The sequence below is a fragment of the Ideonella paludis genome (assembly GCF_018069865.1).
In the GTDB taxonomy this organism is placed as follows: domain Bacteria; phylum Pseudomonadota; class Gammaproteobacteria; order Burkholderiales; family Burkholderiaceae_C; genus Ideonella; species Ideonella paludis.
This window is the reverse complement of sequence record NZ_JAGQDG010000007.1, coordinates 98,492-115,190: the sequence shown is the minus strand read 5'-3', so window position 1 is coordinate 115,190 and position 16,699 is coordinate 98,492. Positions and strand designations below refer to the sequence as shown.

The 16,699-nt window shown below is 66.7% G+C and carries 16 protein-coding genes; 8 read left to right on the top strand and 8 right to left on the bottom strand.

Annotated elements, in window-relative coordinates:
• Positions 1 to 27 precede the first annotated feature (27 nt).
• From KAK11_RS17545 to KAK11_RS17525, 5 genes are read right to left on the bottom strand one after another with little or no spacing between them, the layout of a single operon-like run.
• Entirely contained in the window at positions 28 to 846 is an 819-nt protein-coding gene (locus KAK11_RS17545; protein ID WP_210810587.1) for an HpcH/HpaI aldolase/citrate lyase family protein, read from the bottom strand.
• A complete protein-coding gene (locus KAK11_RS17540) occupies positions 843 to 2,021 on the bottom strand; it encodes a CaiB/BaiF CoA transferase family protein (RefSeq protein WP_210810586.1) in 1,179 nt (392 codons plus the stop codon). The genes KAK11_RS17545 and KAK11_RS17540 overlap by 4 nt, the downstream gene beginning before the upstream one ends.
• A 1-nt stretch (position 2,022) precedes the next feature.
• The gene (locus KAK11_RS17535) at positions 2,023 to 2,892 is read right to left on the bottom strand and encodes an HTD2 family dehydratase (RefSeq protein ID WP_210810584.1); all 870 of its coding nucleotides are present in this window, start codon (positions 2,890 to 2,892) and stop codon (positions 2,023 to 2,025) included.
• A 44-nt stretch (positions 2,893 to 2,936) separates the two neighbouring features.
• Complete coding sequence (locus tag KAK11_RS17530; protein WP_210810583.1) at positions 2,937 to 4,022, bottom strand: porin; 1,086 nt, start codon at positions 4,020 to 4,022, stop codon at positions 2,937 to 2,939.
• A gap of 36 nt (positions 4,023 to 4,058) precedes the next feature.
• Positions 4,059 to 6,122, bottom strand: coding sequence for a 4-oxalomesaconate tautomerase (locus KAK11_RS17525; protein WP_210810582.1), 2,064 nt, complete (start codon positions 6,120 to 6,122; stop codon positions 4,059 to 4,061).
• Between the two features lie 86 nt (positions 6,123 to 6,208).
• Between KAK11_RS17525 and KAK11_RS17520 the strand changes: the two genes are divergently transcribed.
• The 5 genes from KAK11_RS17520 to KAK11_RS17500 all read left to right on the top strand — a co-directional run bounded on the left by KAK11_RS17520 (position 6,209) and on the right by KAK11_RS17500 (position 11,745).
• Entirely contained in the window at positions 6,209 to 7,177 is a 969-nt protein-coding gene (locus KAK11_RS17520) for a LysR family transcriptional regulator (protein WP_210810579.1), read from the top strand.
• A 4-nt stretch (positions 7,178 to 7,181) separates the two neighbouring features.
• On the top strand, positions 7,182 to 8,108 hold the full coding sequence (locus KAK11_RS17515) for a LysR family transcriptional regulator (RefSeq protein ID WP_210810578.1): 927 nt from the start codon (positions 7,182 to 7,184) through the stop codon (positions 8,106 to 8,108).
• Positions 8,109 to 8,183: 75 nt separating this feature from the next.
• The gene (gene tcuA, locus KAK11_RS17510; RefSeq protein WP_210810576.1) at positions 8,184 to 9,602 is read left to right on the top strand and encodes an FAD-dependent tricarballylate dehydrogenase TcuA; all 1,419 of its coding nucleotides are present in this window, start codon (positions 8,184 to 8,186) and stop codon (positions 9,600 to 9,602) included.
• The gene (tcuB, locus tag KAK11_RS17505) at positions 9,589 to 10,752 is read left to right on the top strand and encodes a tricarballylate utilization 4Fe-4S protein TcuB (protein ID WP_210810574.1); all 1,164 of its coding nucleotides are present in this window, start codon (positions 9,589 to 9,591) and stop codon (positions 10,750 to 10,752) included. Before tcuA ends, tcuB begins: the two co-directional genes overlap by 14 nt.
• Positions 10,753 to 10,764: 12 nt before the next feature.
• Complete coding sequence (locus tag KAK11_RS17500; RefSeq protein ID WP_210810573.1) at positions 10,765 to 11,745, top strand: Bug family tripartite tricarboxylate transporter substrate binding protein; 981 nt, start codon at positions 10,765 to 10,767, stop codon at positions 11,743 to 11,745.
• 39 nt (positions 11,746 to 11,784) lie between these two features.
• Here the strand turns inward: KAK11_RS17500 and KAK11_RS17495 are convergent, their stop codons facing one another.
• Positions 11,785 to 12,846 carry an aldo/keto reductase gene (locus KAK11_RS17495; protein WP_210810572.1) on the bottom strand — a complete coding sequence of 354 codons (1,062 nt, stop codon included), beginning with the start codon at positions 12,844 to 12,846 and terminating at the stop codon, positions 11,785 to 11,787.
• Between the two features lie 41 nt (positions 12,847 to 12,887).
• On the bottom strand, positions 12,888 to 13,520 hold the full coding sequence (locus KAK11_RS17490; protein WP_210810571.1) for a hypothetical protein: 633 nt from the start codon (positions 13,518 to 13,520) through the stop codon (positions 12,888 to 12,890).
• Positions 13,521 to 13,573: 53 nt separating this feature from the next.
• On the opposite strand from KAK11_RS17490, the gene KAK11_RS17485 reads away from it, so the two are divergent.
• Genes KAK11_RS17485 through KAK11_RS17475 form a run of 3 tightly spaced genes read left to right on the top strand, consistent with a single transcriptional unit; the run spans position 13,574 to position 15,013 of the window.
• Positions 13,574 to 14,155 carry a DUF2975 domain-containing protein gene (locus KAK11_RS17485; RefSeq protein ID WP_210810570.1) on the top strand — a complete coding sequence of 194 codons (582 nt, stop codon included), beginning with the start codon at positions 13,574 to 13,576 and terminating at the stop codon, positions 14,153 to 14,155.
• Positions 14,155 to 14,385, top strand: a complete 231-nt coding sequence (locus KAK11_RS17480) for a helix-turn-helix domain-containing protein (protein ID WP_210810568.1) — start codon at positions 14,155 to 14,157, stop codon at positions 14,383 to 14,385. The genes KAK11_RS17485 and KAK11_RS17480 overlap by 1 nt, the downstream gene beginning before the upstream one ends.
• 49 nt (positions 14,386 to 14,434) lie before the next feature.
• The gene (locus tag KAK11_RS17475; protein WP_210810567.1) at positions 14,435 to 15,013 is read left to right on the top strand and encodes a hypothetical protein; all 579 of its coding nucleotides are present in this window, start codon (positions 14,435 to 14,437) and stop codon (positions 15,011 to 15,013) included.
• 7 nt (positions 15,014 to 15,020) lie between these two features.
• On the opposite strand, the gene KAK11_RS17470 is transcribed toward KAK11_RS17475, so the two are convergent.
• Complete coding sequence (locus KAK11_RS17470) at positions 15,021 to 16,643, bottom strand: putative bifunctional diguanylate cyclase/phosphodiesterase (protein WP_210810566.1); 1,623 nt, start codon at positions 16,641 to 16,643, stop codon at positions 15,021 to 15,023.
• Positions 16,644 to 16,699: the final 56 nt, after the last annotated feature.

Below are 16,699 nucleotides of genomic sequence, written 5' to 3'. Positions count from 1 at the left end.
TGGGGTGTGTAGGTCGGTGGGTTTGTTCTAGGCTCTGTCGATGAGCCTTTGGGCTTCAGCGATGACCGGGGCGTCCACCATGCGGCCATCGACCTGGCAGGCCGCGCCGCCAGCAGCAGCGGCCGCCGCCAGCACGCGCTGGGCCCAGGCCAAGCGCTCGGCGCTGGGCCGCATGGCCTCATGCAAGGGCGCCACCTGCGAGGGGTGAATGCAAAGCTTGGCGCCAAAGCCCAGGCTCGCCGCCCAGGCCCAGTCTTGCTGCAGGGCGCTGGTGTCTTGCATGGCGGTGGTCACGCCCGCCACCGGCTGGGGCAAGCCCGCTGCGCGCGAGGCCAAGGCCAGCAGGCTGGCGGCATGGGCCAGCGCCGCGGGCTCGGCCGCCACGCCCAAGTCCAGTGCAAAGTCCAGCGTGCCAAACACCAGGCGGGCCACGCCTGGGGTGGCGGCAATCTGCGGCGCGGCCAGCACGCCTTTGGCCGATTCGATCAGGGCCAAAACGGGCAAGGCGCAGAGTGCCTGGGTTTGAGCCATCTGCTCGGCGGACTCCGCCTTGGCCAGCATCAGCTGCGGGGCGCTCTGTGCAACCCCGGCCCAAGGCTGGGCCACAGTCAAGTCCTGCGCCCACCCCGGCTGGCCGACCGCCTGGCAGCGCAGCACCGTTCGGGCGCGCTGGGCCGGCGTGCAGGCCGCCAGCCACTCGGCAATGGCCTGCCGGGCCAGCGCTTTGCGCTCCGGGGGCACGGCGTCTTCCAGGTCCAGCACCACGGCGTCGGCGCCGCTGGCATAGGCCTTGGCAAAGCGCTCGGGGCGGTCGCCCGGCACAAAGAGATAGCTGCGCGGGCTCACACCGCACCTTCCGCGCGCAGGGCGGCGATCTCAGCCGCCGCCACACCCAGCTCGGCCAAGATGGCGTCGGTGTGTTGGCCCAAGGCCGGCACAGCGGACATCTGCGGCTCTTCGGGCCAAGAGCCCGGCGGCAGCAAGGCGGGCAGCGGCCCCACCGGAGAGGCCACCTCGCGCCAACGCTGGCGGGCTTGCAGCTGAGGATGCGCCCAGACCTCGGCCATGGTGTTGACCTGGGCGTTGGCAATCTGCGCGGCCTCCAGGCGCTCCAAGACCTGCGCAGCGCTCAAGGGTGCAAATGCTTCGATGATCAAAGCCCGCAGCTCGGCGCGCCGGGCGGTGCGGGCCGCATTGCCGGCAAAGCGGGCGTCAGTGGCCAGGCCGGGCTGCAGCAGCACCTTGTCGCAGAAGGCCGCCCACTCGCGCTCGTTTTGCAGGCCCAGCATCACCGTGCCGCCACCGCCGGTGGGGAACGGCCCATAGGGGTAGATGGTGGCGTGCGAGGCCCCGGTGCGGGGCGGTGGGCTGGCGCCGTCAAAGGCATAGTAGAGCGGGTAGCTCATCCACTCCGTTAAAGACTCCAGCATGGAGATGTCAATGTGCTGGCCGCGCCCGGTGCGCTGCTTGTTCAGCAAAGCGGCCAAGATGCTGCTGTAGGCATACATGCCGGCGGAGATGTCGGCAATTGACGGCCCCGCCTTGGAGGGCTCGTCGGGCGTGCCTGTGACCGAGACAAAGCCCGCCTCGCTTTGGATCAGCAGGTCATAGGCCTTTTTGTCGCGGTAGGGGCCGTCCTCGCCATAACCCGAGATGTCGCAGACGATCAGCCCCGGCTTTTCGGCCGAGAGGGCCTCCCAGCCCAGGCCCAGCCGGGCCGCGGCACCGGGGGCCAGGTTTTGGATCAGCACATCGGCTTGCTCCAGCACCAAGCGCTTGAGCAAGGCATGGGCGCGCGGGTGTTTGACATCCAGGGTCAGGCTTTCTTTGCTGCGGTTGGTCCAGACAAAGTGCGAGGCCATGCCGCGCACGCGCTGGTCATAGCCGCGCGCGAAGTCGCCCACACCGGGGCGCTCGATCTTGATGACGCGCGCCCCCAGGTCGGCCAGTTGGCGCGAGGCAAAGGGGGCCGCAATCGCGTGTTCCAGGGTGACAACAGTCAGTCCGTGCAGAGGCAGCATCTCAAGCCCTCAAGGTGGCGGTGGCATCCATGGTCAGCCAGCCTTCATGGTCTTGGCCCCACAAATGAACCGTGCGGCCATCGGCACTGGGCTGGCCTTGAACCTGGAAGGGGTGCAGGTCAAAGGTGGGCCGCAGCGCTTTGAACTCAAAGCGGGCCACGTCGGCCTGCGGCTGTTGGCGGCGCAGCAGGTCCATCAGCAAGGTGGCGATCAGCGGGCCGTGCACGATCAGGCCGGGGTAGCCCTCGACCTCGGTCACATACTTGCGGTCGTAGTGGATGCGATGGCCGTTGAAGGTCAGCGCGCTGTAGCGGAACAGCAGCACGTCATCGGGCACGATGCGGCGCTGCCAAGCGGCTTCAGTCGAGGCGGGCGTGGGCGGTGGCTCCACATCATCCGGCCGCTTGGCCTCGCGGTAGACGATGTCATGAAACTCAGTGATCGCCACCTCGCAGGCACCTTGGCGGCGCACCTCATGCTTGACCTTCACAAACACCAGGGGGCCGGTGCGGCCCTGTTTGACCCGGACGCTGTCAATGGTGGAGGTTCGTTCCACCGCATCACCCAGGTGCAAGGGGTGGTGGAACTCAAACTGGCTGCCCGCCCACATGCGCCGAGGCAGGGGCACCGGGGGCAAGAAGCCACCGCGCTTGGCATGGCCGTCTGGCCCGATCTCGCTTTGCGCGTGGAGCGGCAAAAAGTAGAGCCAATGCCACAAGGGCGGCAGCGCGCTGCCCACCTCGTAGCGGTCGTCGGCCCTGTCCAGCGTGGCGGCCAGGGCCATGGCTGGGGTCAGGGTCAGCGTGTCGCTGCGGGTTTCCGTGCGGCCCACCCAGGCCGAAAGAGTCGTCTCAAGCGTGTCCAAAGCCATGGTCGTCTGGTGAAAAAGGGGGCCGAGGCCCCCGAAAAGCAGGTTCAGAAGTTGTGCCGCACGCCGAACTCCAGGCCGCGAGAGCTGCCGCCCGCCGCCATGCCCGAGGTACCGCCCGGGGCCACAAAGGTGGACTTGCTGTCATTGCTGACCTGCGACACGGTGGCATAAGCCGCCGTGCGCTTGGAGAAGTCATAGACATAGCCCAGCCCCAAGACCCGCGCCCCATTGTCTGGCAGCGTGGTGGTGCCCACCTTACCTTCCAGCGAGGCCTGGTTCCACGAGAACTTCAGCGTGCCGGAGCCCAGCGGCATGGTGGCACCCACCAGCCAATTGGTTTGCGTGGACGTGTCGTAATCAAAGCGGCGCCAAGCGGCGGTCAGGCGCACCACCGAGAAGTCATAAAAGCCACCCACGTTCACGTCCTTGAACTTACCGGCGGTGGTCAGCGAGTTCTCGGTGGTGGTGGCCGCTGCCGCCACGCCAAAGGTTTTGTTGGCCCAGCCCAGGCGTGCGCCAATCACTTTGTTGGCGCCATTGGCCAAGGTGCCGCCACCGGTGGGGGCCAGCATCACACCGCCTTCCAGGCCACCCAAGTCATTGGGCAGCAGGTACTGGACACCCGAGTTGGCGCGCACCGTGGTGTTGGGGTTGGTGGAGAAGGCTGCGCGGATAGGGCCGGTCTGGCTGTTGGCCACCAAGATGCTGGAGCTGGCCACGCCCACATAGCTGAAGGGGTCGTAGCGGCCCCAGTTCACATAGGTGGGCACAAAGTCGCGGCCCAGGCGCACTTCACCCAGGGTCTTGCTGCTCAGGCTCACGGTGGCGCGGCGGTCCCAGAACTGGGTGCTGCTGGCGGCTGTGCCGCTGTCCAGCAACAAGCCGTGCTCCAGGTGGAAGCTGGCGGCCAAGCCACCGCCCAAGTCTTCAGTGCCTCTAAAGCCCAGACGGCTGGTGGAGTTGGAGCCACTGGCCACCGAGCGGTTGGTGGCCACACCGGTGTTGCTGGTTTGGCGCACGGCCGCGTCCATCACGCCAAAGACGGTGACGGTGGATTGGGCCTGTGCGCCCAGCGACAAGCCAGCCCCTACAAAGGCCAAGGCGCTGAGGGTGAAAGGTCGTTGGGTCATGTTCTTGTCCTTACTGCGTTGATGCGGGAGCGGAGATCAATCGGCGGAGAGCTTGGCCTTCTGCACCACGCCCTTCCACTTGGCCAGTTCAGCCTTCACCAAGGCTCCGAACTGCTCGGGGCTGCTGCTTTCCACATCGGCCCCGTGGTCTTCGATCTTCTTGATGATCTCTTTGTCGTTCAGCACTTGGTTCAGCGCTTTGTTGATCTGCTCGATGATGGGCTTGGGGGTTTTGGCGGGCGCGAAGACGCCGTACCACTGCTGCACATCCACGCCATCGACACCGGCTTCTTTGAGGGTGGGCACATCGGGCAACAAGGCCGAGCGTTTGGGGCCGGCCACCGCCAGCGCCTTGAGCTTGCCGCTGCGCACATGCGGCAGCGCCGTGAAGAAGCTGGGGAACATGACCTGGGTTTGGCCGCCAATGGTGTCGCTGATGGCCGGGGCGGAGCCCTTGTAGGGCACGCCCAGCATCACCACGCCCGCATTGAGCTTGAACAGCTCGGCCGCGTAATGTGGCGCTGTGCCGTTGCCCGCCGAGGCATAGGTGTATTTGTCGGGCTTGGCCTTGAGCTGGGCGACCAAGTCCTTCACGTCTTTGATGGGCGTGGCCGCATGGCTGACCATCAGCGTGGGCGAATAGCCCACCAGGCCAATGGGCTCGAAGTCGGCCACAGGGTCATAGCGCAGCTTTTGCAGCGCCGGGTTCATCGCGTGGGTGGCGATATAGCCAAACATCAGGGTGTGGCCGTCGGGCGTGGCACGGGCCACGTACTCGCTGGCAATGGAGCCATTGGCACCCGCCCGGTTGTCAATGATGATGGTTTGGCCCAAGAGCGGGCCCAGCTTTTGCGCGATGGTGCGGGCCATGGCGTCGTTGCCGCCGCCAGCGGCTGTGGGCACCACCAAGGTGATGGTCTTGGTGGGGAAGGCCATGGCTGCAGGTGCAGCGGCCATCACCGCAGCGGCGGCCAAGGCCGTCGTCCAGCGAGTCTTCATAGGGCTGTCTCCTTCTAGGGGTTGTGAGAACACATATCCAGGCACGTGCAACTCGCCATGGAAGATCTTGCGGGCGGTGCGCACCAGCGCAGCGCGTTCAATGGACGCGGCCTCGCCTTGCCCATGCACCAGCACGTCGATGTCAATGCGGCCTTGCGGGTGCAACACGCCAACGCGGCATGCCCCGCTCAAGGCCTGCGTGCTGCTGGCCACCGTGCCGGGCAGCGCAAACGCGGTGGCCACGCCAATGGCCCCCGTCACGGCGTGAGAGGCGTGGCAGCGGCGCGGGGTGAAGTAGCGGGAGGTGATGCTCAGCGCGTCGTCCCCCGGGCTGGCCAACACGGGCTTGGGGATAACGCTGGTGCTGACGTCGCCCAGGCCCATCAGGGCGCCGGCCTGGCAGCGCAACTGCTCGATGCGCGCCAGCAGGCCGGGGTGGCCGTCCAAGGCGCTGGGGGACTCCCGCCCGGTCAGGCCCAGGTCGGCAGCGCGGATCATCATCAAGGGCATGGCCGCGTCAATGCAGCTCACCTCGACGCCATCGATCACGTCAATGCGGCGGCCGGTGGGGAACAGCGAGCCCGTCACCGCCCCCCAAGCATCGAGGAAGTTCAGGCGGATTGGGGCGGCCGAGCCGGCCACGCCATCCAAGCAGGTCTCGCCCTCATAGGTCAAGCGGCCGCCCGGGGTTTGCACGGTCACATCAATGCGCGAGCGGGTGTTGACGTTGAACACGCGCACGGTGGTTTCACCGTCTTGGGCGTGGATCAGCCCCTGCTCTAGCGCAAACGGCACCACGCCCGACAACATATTGCCGCAGTTGGGCCGGGTGTCCACCGAGCATTGGCCGACACCGACCTGCGCAAACAAATAGTCCAGATGGCAATCGGGCTGGCTGGAGCGAGAGACGATGGCCACCTTGCTGGTCAAGGTGCTGCCGCCGCCCACACCATCGACTTGCAGCAGGTCCGACGCACCAATGGCGCCGATCAAGACCTCGTTGCGCACGGCTTCGTCCTCGGGCAGCCAATCCTTCAGGAAGAAGGGGCCGCGCGAGGTACCGGCGCGCATCAGGGTGCAAGGCAAAGCGATCGAAGACATGCCGTCATGATGGCCGCGCGCTTTGATGCCGTGAATTGCATATTTATGAAGTTTTGATGCATCATCAGCATCAATGAAGGAGCGCCATGGCGATCAACTTTGACCTCAATGACCTGCTGGCTTTCAGGGCGGTGGCCGAGCTGGCCAACTTCCGCCGGGCGGCTGAAGCCGTGCACATCTCGCAGCCGGCCTTCAGCCGCCGCATCGACAAACTGGAGGCCGCCCTGGGCGTCAAGCTGCTGGAGCGCACCACGCGGCGGGTCAGCCTGACGGCCGTGGGCCGCGACTTCGCACGCAAGGTGCAAAGCCTGCTCGACGAGCTGGACAGCACCTTGATGGGCATCCAAGGCTTGGCCACCTCGCGGCTGGGCGAGGTCAGCATTGCCTGCGTGCCGTCCACGGTGTACTACTACGTCTCCCAGGTGATTGGCCGCTACCGCGAAACCTATCCCCGCATCCGCCTGAAGGTGTTCGATGCCAGCGCCAGCGAGGTGCTGGACACCGTCTCGCGCGGTGAGGCCGACTTTGGCCTCAACTTCATTGGCAGCCAAGAGCCTGACATCGAGTTTGAGCCCCTGATGCAAGAGCGCTTTGTGGCGGCCTGCCGCCGCGACCACCCCTTGGCCAAACGCCGCCATGTCAGCTGGGCCGACTTGGCCGCACACGACTTCATCGCCATGGGCAAATCCTCAGGCAACCGCCTGCTGCTGGACCAAGCCCTGGCGGGCCTCACCGACCTGCCCCAAGCCATTTACGAAACCCAGCACGTGACCTCTCTGCTCGGTTTGGTGGAAGCCGGCTTGGGCGTGGCGGCCGTGCCCTCTTTGGCCATGCCGGGCAAAGACCACCCCTTGCTGGTCAGCGTGCCGCTGCAAGAGCCGGTGATCACCCGCCAAGTCGGCTTGATCCGCCGCAAAGGCCGCCCCTTGACCCCTGCGGCTCAACAACTGTGGGACTTGTTCTTGTCGCGGCGCGGCGGGCAGGCGCCCAGCCGGGCGGGCCAGCGCCGCAAACCCGCCACCACCGTGCGCGCCAGCGCCGCCCCTCACGCCTGACGCCATGGAACTCAGACAACTGCGCTACTTCGTCAAAGTCGTCGAACACGGCAGCTTCAGCCAAGCCGCGGCCGCGCTGGGCGTGGTCACCTCGGCCTTGAGCCAGCAAATCAGCCGCCTGGAAGGTGAGTTGGCCACCCGGCTGCTGCAACGCACCTCCAAAGGCGTGCTGCCCACCGACGCCGGCCTGGCCTTTTGGCGCCAGGCCCAGCTGGCCCTGCGGCATGCCGACCATGCGGCCCTCGCGGCCCAGCAGGCTCGCTTGTCCGGCCATGCCAGCGTGGGTTTGGCCCCGTCCACTGCCAGCGTGCTGGGCCTGCCCCTGATGGCGGCCATGCGTGCGCGCTACCCCGAGGTGCGTCTGCATCTGGTGGAGAGTCTCTCCGGCCATCTGGGCCAGATGCTCGGCGCGCGGCAGTTGGACCTGGCGGTGATGTTCCAGGTCGAGCAAGCCCATGGCTGGAGCGTCACCCCGCTGCTCGAAGAACGCCTGTATGTGATGGGGCGCCAAGACCTGCCCGGCCTGCCCACACGCCCCCGCACCAAGCTCGAAGACTTGAGCGCCCTGCCCCTGATCTTGCCCAGCGGCCCGCATGGCCTGCGCTCCTTGGTGGACCAAGCCTTTGCGCAGGCCAAGCGCCGGCCAACCATCGTCTCAGAGATCGACGGGCTCAGCCTGCTGATGGACGCCGTGGCCGCGGGGCTGGGCGCCACCATCCAACCCGGTGCGGCCACGCTGCGCCTGCAGCGTGACGATGTGCGCTTGGTGCAGATCAGCAATGCGCCGGCGCGGCGGCCGAATCTGCTGGTCAGCCTCTCAGATGACGAGCTCTCGCCCGCCGCCTTGGCCACCCGCGTGGTGCTGGCCGATGTGGCGGCCCGCCTCGTCACGGAGGGACGCTGGATCGGAGCCTCCTTTCACAAAGCCTGAAACCCCTTTGCCCGCTTCGGGCTAGCCCCCAAGGCGGCCGCTGCCTAGAGTCCGGCTCCTGCAAAGGAGGTGGGCGTGGTCGATGTCTTGGTGATGGGGGGTGGCAATGCCGCGCTGTGTGCGGCCCTGATGGCGCGCGAGGCGGGCGCCAGCGTCTTGCTGCTCGAAGCCGCACCCCGGGCCTGGCGCGGTGGCAACTCCATGCATGTGCGCAATCTGCGCTGCATGCATGACGCGCCACAAGATGTGCTGGTGGAGGCCTATCCCGAAGAAGAGTTTTGGCAAGACCTGCTGAAGGTGACCGGCGGCAAAACCGATGAGGCGCTGGCGCGCTTGGTGATCCGCGCTTCGGGCACCTGCCGGCCCTGGATGCGAAAGCATGGCGTGCGCTTTCAGCCCTCGCTCTCAGGCGCCTTGCATGTGGCACGCACCAATGCCTTTTTCATGGGCGGTGGCAAAGCCCTGGTGAACGCCTATTACCGCAGCGCTCGGGCCCTGGGGGTGCAGGTGCGCTATGAGGCCCCGGTGGACCGCTTGGAGATGGACGGTGAGCGCTTTGTCGCCGCCTGGGTGGGGGGCGAGCGCATCACCGCCCGCAGCGCGGTGGTGGCCAGTGGCGGCTTTGAGTCCAACCGGGATTGGCTGCGCCAAGCCTGGGGCCAGAACGCCCAGGGTGAGTGGCCGGCCGACAATTTTTTGATTCGCGGCACGCGCTTCAACACCGGCGTGCTGCTGAAGCAATTGATGGACTTGGGGGCCGACACCATCGGTGACGCCACCCAGGCCCATATGGTGGCCATTGACGCCCGCGCACCCCTCTATGACGGCGGCATTTGCACCCGGCTGGATTGCGTGTCTCTGGGCCTGGTGCTCAACCGAGAGGCCCGCCGCTTTTATGACGAAGGCGAAGACTTCTGGCCCAAGCGCTATGCCATCTGGGGCCGCTTGGTGGCCCAGCAGCCCGGGCAGATTGGCTACAGCATCATCGACGCCAAAGCGGTGGGCCGCTTCATGCCGCCCGTCTTTGACGGCGTGCAGGCCGAGAGCCTGCCCGAGCTGGCTCGCCTACTGGGGCTGGAGGTGGGGCAGTTCACCGCCACGGTGGCGGCCTATAACGCGGCCTGCCGTGTCGGCCAGTTTGACCACACCCGGCTGGACGACTGCCACACCGAGGGGCTGAGTCCGCCCAAAACCCATTGGGCCCTGCCCTTGGATACACCGCCCTACTTCGGCTATGCCCTGAAGCCCGGCGTGACCTTCACCTACCTGGGCCTGAAGGTCGATGCCAGCACCGCCGTGCGCTTTGGCGGGCAGCCCAGCCCCAATCTGTTTGCGGCTGGCGAAGTGATGGCCGGCAATGTGCTGGGCCAGGGCTACACGGCGGGGGTGGGCATGTCCATCGGCACGGCCTTCGGTCGCATCGCTGGTGCGCGCGCCGCCAATGCGGCGGGGCATGCCTCGGACTTTGAAGGAGTGGACCATGTCGCCGCTTGAGCCCCGCCCGCCGCGGCGGGTCATTCCCATCCGCGCGGCATCCACCACCGCTGAGTCCGAAGTGGCCCGCGTGATGCAGATCTGCAATGCCTGCCGCTACTGCGAGGGCTTTTGCGCGGTGTTTCCAGCCATGACCCGGCGCCTGAGCTTTGCAGCCGCCGACGCGCACTATCTGGCCAATCTGTGCCACAACTGCGGCGCTTGCTTGCATGCCTGCCAATACGCCCCCCCGCATGAGTTCAGCGTGAATGTGCCGCAGGCCATGGCCCGGCTGCGCGGACAGACCTATAGCGACTACGCCTGGCCGCCCGCGTTGGGTCGGCTTTACCAACGCAGTGGCCTGACGCTGGCCACGGCCTTGGCGGTGAGCCTGGCCTTGTTCCTGGCCTTGGGGGTGTGGCAGCAGGGCGGCGGCGCGGCGCTGCTGCAAGCCCCCAGCGGCGGCAACTTTTACGGGGTGTTCCCGCACCATCTGCTGGTCAGCTTGTTTGCACCGGTGTTTGCCTGGGCCTGCTTGGCCTTGGGCCTGGGCGTGCGCCGCTTCTGGCGCCACGCCGAGCCTGGCCCTCACAGCCTGGACGCTGCCGTCGAGGCCAGTGGCCAAGCTTTGCGCCTGACTCACTTGGGCGGCGGCCATGGCGAGGGCTGCAACAACGAAGACGATGCCTTCAGCTTGTGGCGACGCCGCGCCCACCATGCCACCTTCTATGGCTTCATGGCCTGCTTTGCGGCCACCTGTGTGGCCACGCTCTACCACTATGGCTTGGGCTGGCCAGCGCCCTATCCTCTGCTGAGCGTGCCCAAGCTCTTGGGCACTGTGGGCGGCATCAGCCTGGCGCTGGGCAGCGCGGGCTTGGGCTGGCTGCATCTGCGCCGCCATCCGCTGCAAGGTGACCGGGCTCAGCGGCCCATGGACTTGGGCTTCATCGGCCTGTTGTTCTTGGTGGCCAGCAGTGGCCTGGCCCTGATGCTCAGCCACGGCACGGCAGCCTTGCCCCTGCTGCTGTGCCTGCACCTGGGCGCCGTGATGGCGCTGTTCGCCACCCTGCCCTACGGCAAGTTCGCGCACGGGGTGTATCGCGTCGCAGCCCTGCTGAAGTCGAGCATTGAAAAGCGCCAACCCAGCCGCTTGAAGCTGGCGGATGATTGATGGAGACCTGAGATGAACGTTTTACCTCGTTGGGTCGCGGCACTGGCCGCACTGCTGCCCGCCTTGCTGAGCCCTTGGGCACATGCCCAAAGCCCCGAGTGGCCCAAGAAGACCATCACCTTGGTGGTGGGCTTTGCGGCTGGCGGCGCCACCGACACCGGGGCGCGCGTGGTGGCCAAAAAGCTCAGCGAAAACCTGGGCCAAACCGTGGTCGTCGAGAACCGGCCGGGCGCGGGCGGAAATTTGGCTCACCAGCATGTGGCACGCGCCACGCCCGATGGCAGCACCATTTTGCTGGGGTCGGTGGGGCCGCTGTCGATTGCGCCGCACCTGATGAAGCTGCCCTATGACCCGGTGCGCGACCTGGCCCCGCTGACTTTGGGCATGACCTTTCCGAATGTCTTGGTGGTGGGCTCACAGGTGGGCGTCAAGACCCTGGCCGACTTCATCAAACTGGCGAAGCAAAAGCCCGGCGGCTTGGACTACGCTTCCACGGGGGCAGGCTCGGCATCCCACTTGGCCGGCGAGTTGCTGAACGCCCAGGCCGACATGGACACCGTGCACATCCCTTACAAGGGCGGCGCCCCCGCCCTGCAAGACTTGCTGGGAGGCCGTGTCGCCGCGTACTACTCGACCTGGTCGACCGCCCAGCCGCATGTGGAGTCGGGCAAGCTGGTGGCCCTGGCCAGCACGGGCCTGAAGCGCCCCGAGTTTTTGCCCCAGGTGCCCACGATTGCGGAGTCCGGCTACCCCGGCTTCTCTGCCACCAACTGGTATGCCTTTGTCGCACCCGGCAAGACAGCACCGGAGTTGCTGGAGCGCTGGAACCGTGAGTTGGTGAAGGCTTTGAACGCCCCAGAGGTGAAGGCCGAGCTGCTGAAGCACGGCATGCTGGCGCAGCCCGGCAGCCGCGACGAGCTGGCCCGCTTCATCAGCGCCGAGTCCGCCGTGTGGGGCAAGTTGATCCGCGACCGCAAGATCACGGCAGAGTAAGCCCCAACGCGGCACAGCGTGCCGCGCTGGCGCGCCGCCTCACTGCGCCGGGTCGCGCAGCTCCCAGCGAATGGCGTCAATGGCCGCCAGCAGCTCGGGCGACAGGGTGGTGTCCCAGGCCGCCACGCACTGCTCCAACTGGGCGATGCTGGTCACCCCAATCAGCGTGCTGGCCACGCGCCAGTTGCGGTAGCAAAAGGCCAGCGCCATCTGCGCGGGCGTCAGACCATGCTCGCGGGCCAGCGCGTTGTAGCGGCGGGCTGCACCTAAGGCCTCGGGGCGGGCCCAGCGTTGTTTGCGCATGGTTTCAAACTGGGCCAAGCGGCCGAGTTGCGGCTGAGAGGGGTCAAAGCCTGGGCCGTCGTACTTGCCGGTCAGGCTGCCAAAGCCCAGGGGCGAATAGGCCAGCAAGCCGACTTTCTCGTGCAGCAGCACCTCATCCAGGCCGTTATCCACGGTGCGGTTCACCAGGGCATAGGGGTTCTGCACCGACGCAATGCGCGGCAAGCCCATCTGCTCGGTCACCTTGATGAAGCTCATCACGCCCCAGGGGGATTCATTGGACAAGCCGATGGCGCGCACCTTGCCCGCGCGCACCAGTTGGTCCAGTGCCCGCAGTTGGGCTTCGATGGAGGTTTGCTCGGCCAGCTTGGCCGGGTCCAGGTAGAGGCTGCCAAAGGCCGGCACATGGCGGTTAGGCCAGTGGATTTGATAGAGGTCGATGACATCGGTCTGCAAACGCCGCAGGCTGTCTTCGCAGGCTTGGATGATGTGCTCGGGCTTGAGGTCGGCCGCACCGCCGCGGATCCAAGGCATGCCGCGAGAGGGGCCGGCGACCTTGGTGGCCAACACCACTTGCTGCCGCACACCGGGCCGCTTGGCAAACCATTGGCCCAGGATGGCTTCGGTGGCGCCAAAGGTCTCGGCCCGCGCGGGCACCGAGTACATCTCGGCCGTGTCCAGAAAGCTCACACCCAAACTCAGGGCGCGGTCGAGGATGGCGTGGGCGTCGTCCGTGCCGACTTGTTCGCCAAAGGTCATGGTGCCGAGGCCAATGGGCGTGATGTGGAGGTCGCTTTGGCCGAGCTGGAGCGTTTGCATGATGGGGAAAATGGGCTGAGCCGCACGAGCTGAGAGGTCGCTCAGTGTGCCCCATCTGCACACAGAGGCAGTGCGGCGGCATCGGGCTGGCGCTCCGACAGCTCGGCCAAGCCCGCTTCGTCCAAGAGCAAGACCGGCGCTTGTTGGGCCTTCCAGCGCAGCCAGCCGCTGATGCGCAAGGCCTTCTGCCCTTTGGCTGGGGTGGCGCCACGGCGGCACATCTGGGGCTCCAGGGACATGCTGACGGTGCGCTTGGCCGCAGCGCCGTCTTGCGCCTTCCAGGCTTGCAAGGTGCTGCGCAGCGCGTGAAAGCGCGCTTGCTGCTGTGCGTCCAGGCCGAGGGCCAGCCATTGCCCGCGGCGCTCGGGGGCTTGAGGCCAGGGCACCGGGGCGGTGCCCTGAACCGGGCGCAGTACCAAGCGCTCCTCCCACACCTCGGCCGCCGCATTGCCGCGCTCCAGCTTGAGGGTGATGACTGCCGCGTCGGGCCTGGCCTCAATGCCCTCGGGCAGATAGGCCAGCGCCAGCAGAAACGCCGGGTCCAACTGCTGCCAGTCCAGCTGCCGCAACTGCCACAGGGAGCGCAGCGGCACCTGTGTGCAAGCCGCGAGCACCAAAGCCATCAAGAAGACAAAAAGCGAGGTAAACCGGCGAGAGGTCAGGAGGGGGTGCATGGCGGTCTCTAAAGTGTTTGACGATATGTTTTTATCGTTTTACATTAAACATCATGAAGTTCGACGCCACAAGCCCCTCTCTACCGCAGCGCAGCTTGGCCCAGCGCCTGCGCACGCTCTCGCTGGCCGTCCAAGTGCTGTGCGTCGTCGGCGCCGTCGCCGCGGTCTGCATGGCCTTTGCGCCGCTGTGGAATGCCGAGCACTTGCTCAGCAGCGACTACAGCTGTGGTTCGGTCAGCCTGTTGAGCAAGCTGACGGGCCCGCCCACGTTTGAAACCCTGCAACGCATGGTGCTGGTGAATGTGCCGGTGCTGCTGGTGCAGTGCGCCCTGCTGTGGCAGCTGTGGGGCTTGTTTGCGGAGTTCCGCGCCGGGCGTCTGTTCTCAGACAAAGCGCTGCAGTGCTGGCAGCGCTGGGGCTGGGGCGTGGCGGCCTTGGCTGTTCTGCAGCCCTTGGAGCGCGCCGCCATGTGGGTGGCCGTCACGCTGCAAAACCCGCCGGGTCAACGCATCCTGACCGTGTCGCTGGGCACGGACGACTATCCCTTGATCTTGCTGGCCCTGGTGTTTGTGGCCCTGGCTCGGGTGATGCGCGAGGCGGCTCGCGCGGCGCAAGAGAACGAGGGCTTTGTCTGATGCCCATTGTGGTGAACCTGGATGTGATGCTGGCAAGGCGCAAGATGCGCTCGCGCGAACTGGCAGAGCGGGTCGGCATCTCGGAGGTCAATATCTCGCTGCTCAAATCCGGCAAGGTGCGCGGGGTGCGCTTTGACACGCTCGCGGCCATCTGTGCGGTGCTGGAATGCCAGCCCGGCGATTTGCTGGTCTACCAAGCCGGTGACGACGATGCGCCCGCACCGGACTGAGTGGCGCACGGGGGCCAGGCCGAGCCGTCTGCGCGCCGCGGGAGTGGTGGTGGGGCTGCATCTGCTGCTCTTGCTGGCTTGGTTGCAGCACACCGGGCGCATCACCGTGGCCACGGTGCACGCCCCCGCGAAGAGCACCACCTTGAGCTGGGTGCTGCCAGACCCCACGCAGCCCACCGCGGCGCGGCCGCCTGCTGCCAGCCCCATCCGGCCCAGCACGGCCCCGCCGCCCAAGAGCAGCACCCCGCGTGATCGGCAAGACACTGCACCTTTGACCGCCAGCCCTCAGCCGGCGGCGGCTACCGCCACCAGCACGACCTTGAGCCTGCTGCCTGCGGCCTCCGCCCCCGAGCCCACCGCGCCCAGCAGCACCAGCATGGGCGCGCTGCTGCGCAATGATGCTACGCGCCAAGCGCTGCGGCAGGCGGGGCAACAGCCCTTGCTGGCCGAGCGGACCGAGGCGGCCACCGGCATCGCCATTCAGCGCCAGGACACGGCCTTGGCCGAGGGCGTGAAGCAGGGCGCTAAAGGGGACTGCCTGAAGGGCGAGTTTGCGGGCAGTGGCGGCGGTCTGTTGAGCCTGCCGGCCTTGGCCTATGCCGCCGCAGCCGGCAAATGCGCCAAGTAAGCCGTGTTCAGACGGGCAGAAGCACCTGCGGCCGCGAGTCGCTGGGGGGCTCGGTGGCACCTGCGATGGCCAGCGCCATCAACTCGCTCGCATTCATGGGCTTGCCATACAAAAAGCCCTGCGCCTGCGCACAGCCCAGTTCGCGCAAGCAGCGCGCCTGGCGCGGCGTCTCGACGCCTTCGGCGACCACGGTCAGCTCCATGGCTCGGGCCACTGACAGCGCTGCCGTGACGATGGCGCGGTCGCCCGAGTCGTGCGGCAGGCCCGCCACAAAGCTGCGGTCGATCTTGAGCTTGCCCACCGGCAGGCGCTTCAGATAAGCCAGCGACGACAAGCCGGTGCCGAAATCGTCAATGGCCAAGGTCACGCCACGCCGCCGCAGCTCATGCAGCAGGCGGACACTGTCGTCGAGGTCTTCAATCAGCGTGTGCTCGGTCAGCTCCAGCTCCAAGCAGGTGGGGTCGCACTGCGAGGCTGCCACCGCGTGGTCGTACTGCCGCGTGATGAAGCCGCCCCGCAACTGCCGAGCCGAGACGTTGACCGCGACATGCAGCTCCGTCAGGCCACAGCGCTGCCAGTGGGCCAATTGCATCGCTGCTTGCTCCAGCACCCAACCGCCGAGTTCCACGATCAGGCCAGAGCGCTCGGCCACGTCGATGAAGTCGCTGGGCATCAGCAAGCCGCGCTCGGGGTGCTGCCAGCGCAGCAAGGCTTCTGCAGCCAAGACGCGGCCGGTGCTCAACTCCACAATGGGTTGATAGGTCAGCCGCATCTCGCCTACACGCAGGGCGCGGCGCAGCTCGGATTCGAGTTGGACGCGGTGCTCGGTGGCCAGACGCAGGCCTTGGGCAAACACCACCAAGTGGCCTTTGCCGCGCGACTTGGCCTCGTACATGGCGATGTCCGAGGCCCGCACCACGTCTTGGGGCGTCTCGCCATCGAGCGGAAAGCGCGCCACGCCCACGGACCCGGTGAGGTTGAGTTCATGGCCATCCAGGCGAGTCAGGCCAGACAGCGCACGCTGCACCATGCCACCATAGCGCGCCGGGTCGGCAAAGCCTGCATCGCAAGGGCAGATCACCACAAACTCATCGCCGCCAAAGCGGTAGGCCCGAGCCCCAGGGCGCAATGACTCCTGCAGACGAGACGCGACCAAGCGCAAGACTTCATCCCCCACGGCATGGCCCAAGGTGTCATTGATGAGCTTGAAGTCATCCAGATCGAAGGTCACGACGGACAGCCCGTGACCGTTGAGCGGCCCAGCGTCCATCGCCTCTTGCAAATGCGCCATCGCGGCATGACGATTGAACAGGCCCGTCACACCGTCTTTGTAGGCCAGCTCATCCAGGGTTTCTGCGATGTGCTGCACGTCTTGCCGCCAGCCGCGCGTGAATAGGAGCAGCCAGCCGCACGCCAGCCCCGCCGCCAACACACTGAAAGCCGCCAGCGCCAGCGCTTGATCGCCGGCGGAGAGCCCCGTTTGGGCCAAGGCAAACGCCGCCACATTCACGCCCACCACGGCCCCCAGCGTGGCCCACAGCACCGCGCCTTTGGAATAACGCTGCAGCCGGCTCAGGGTGGCGCCATTGACGAGTTGGGTCTTGCCGTGGGGTGACGCGGGCTGGCTCATGCTTGCCCCTCTAAAGCAGGGAGCAAGAACACAGAGCGCGGGGAGGTCATGGTGGA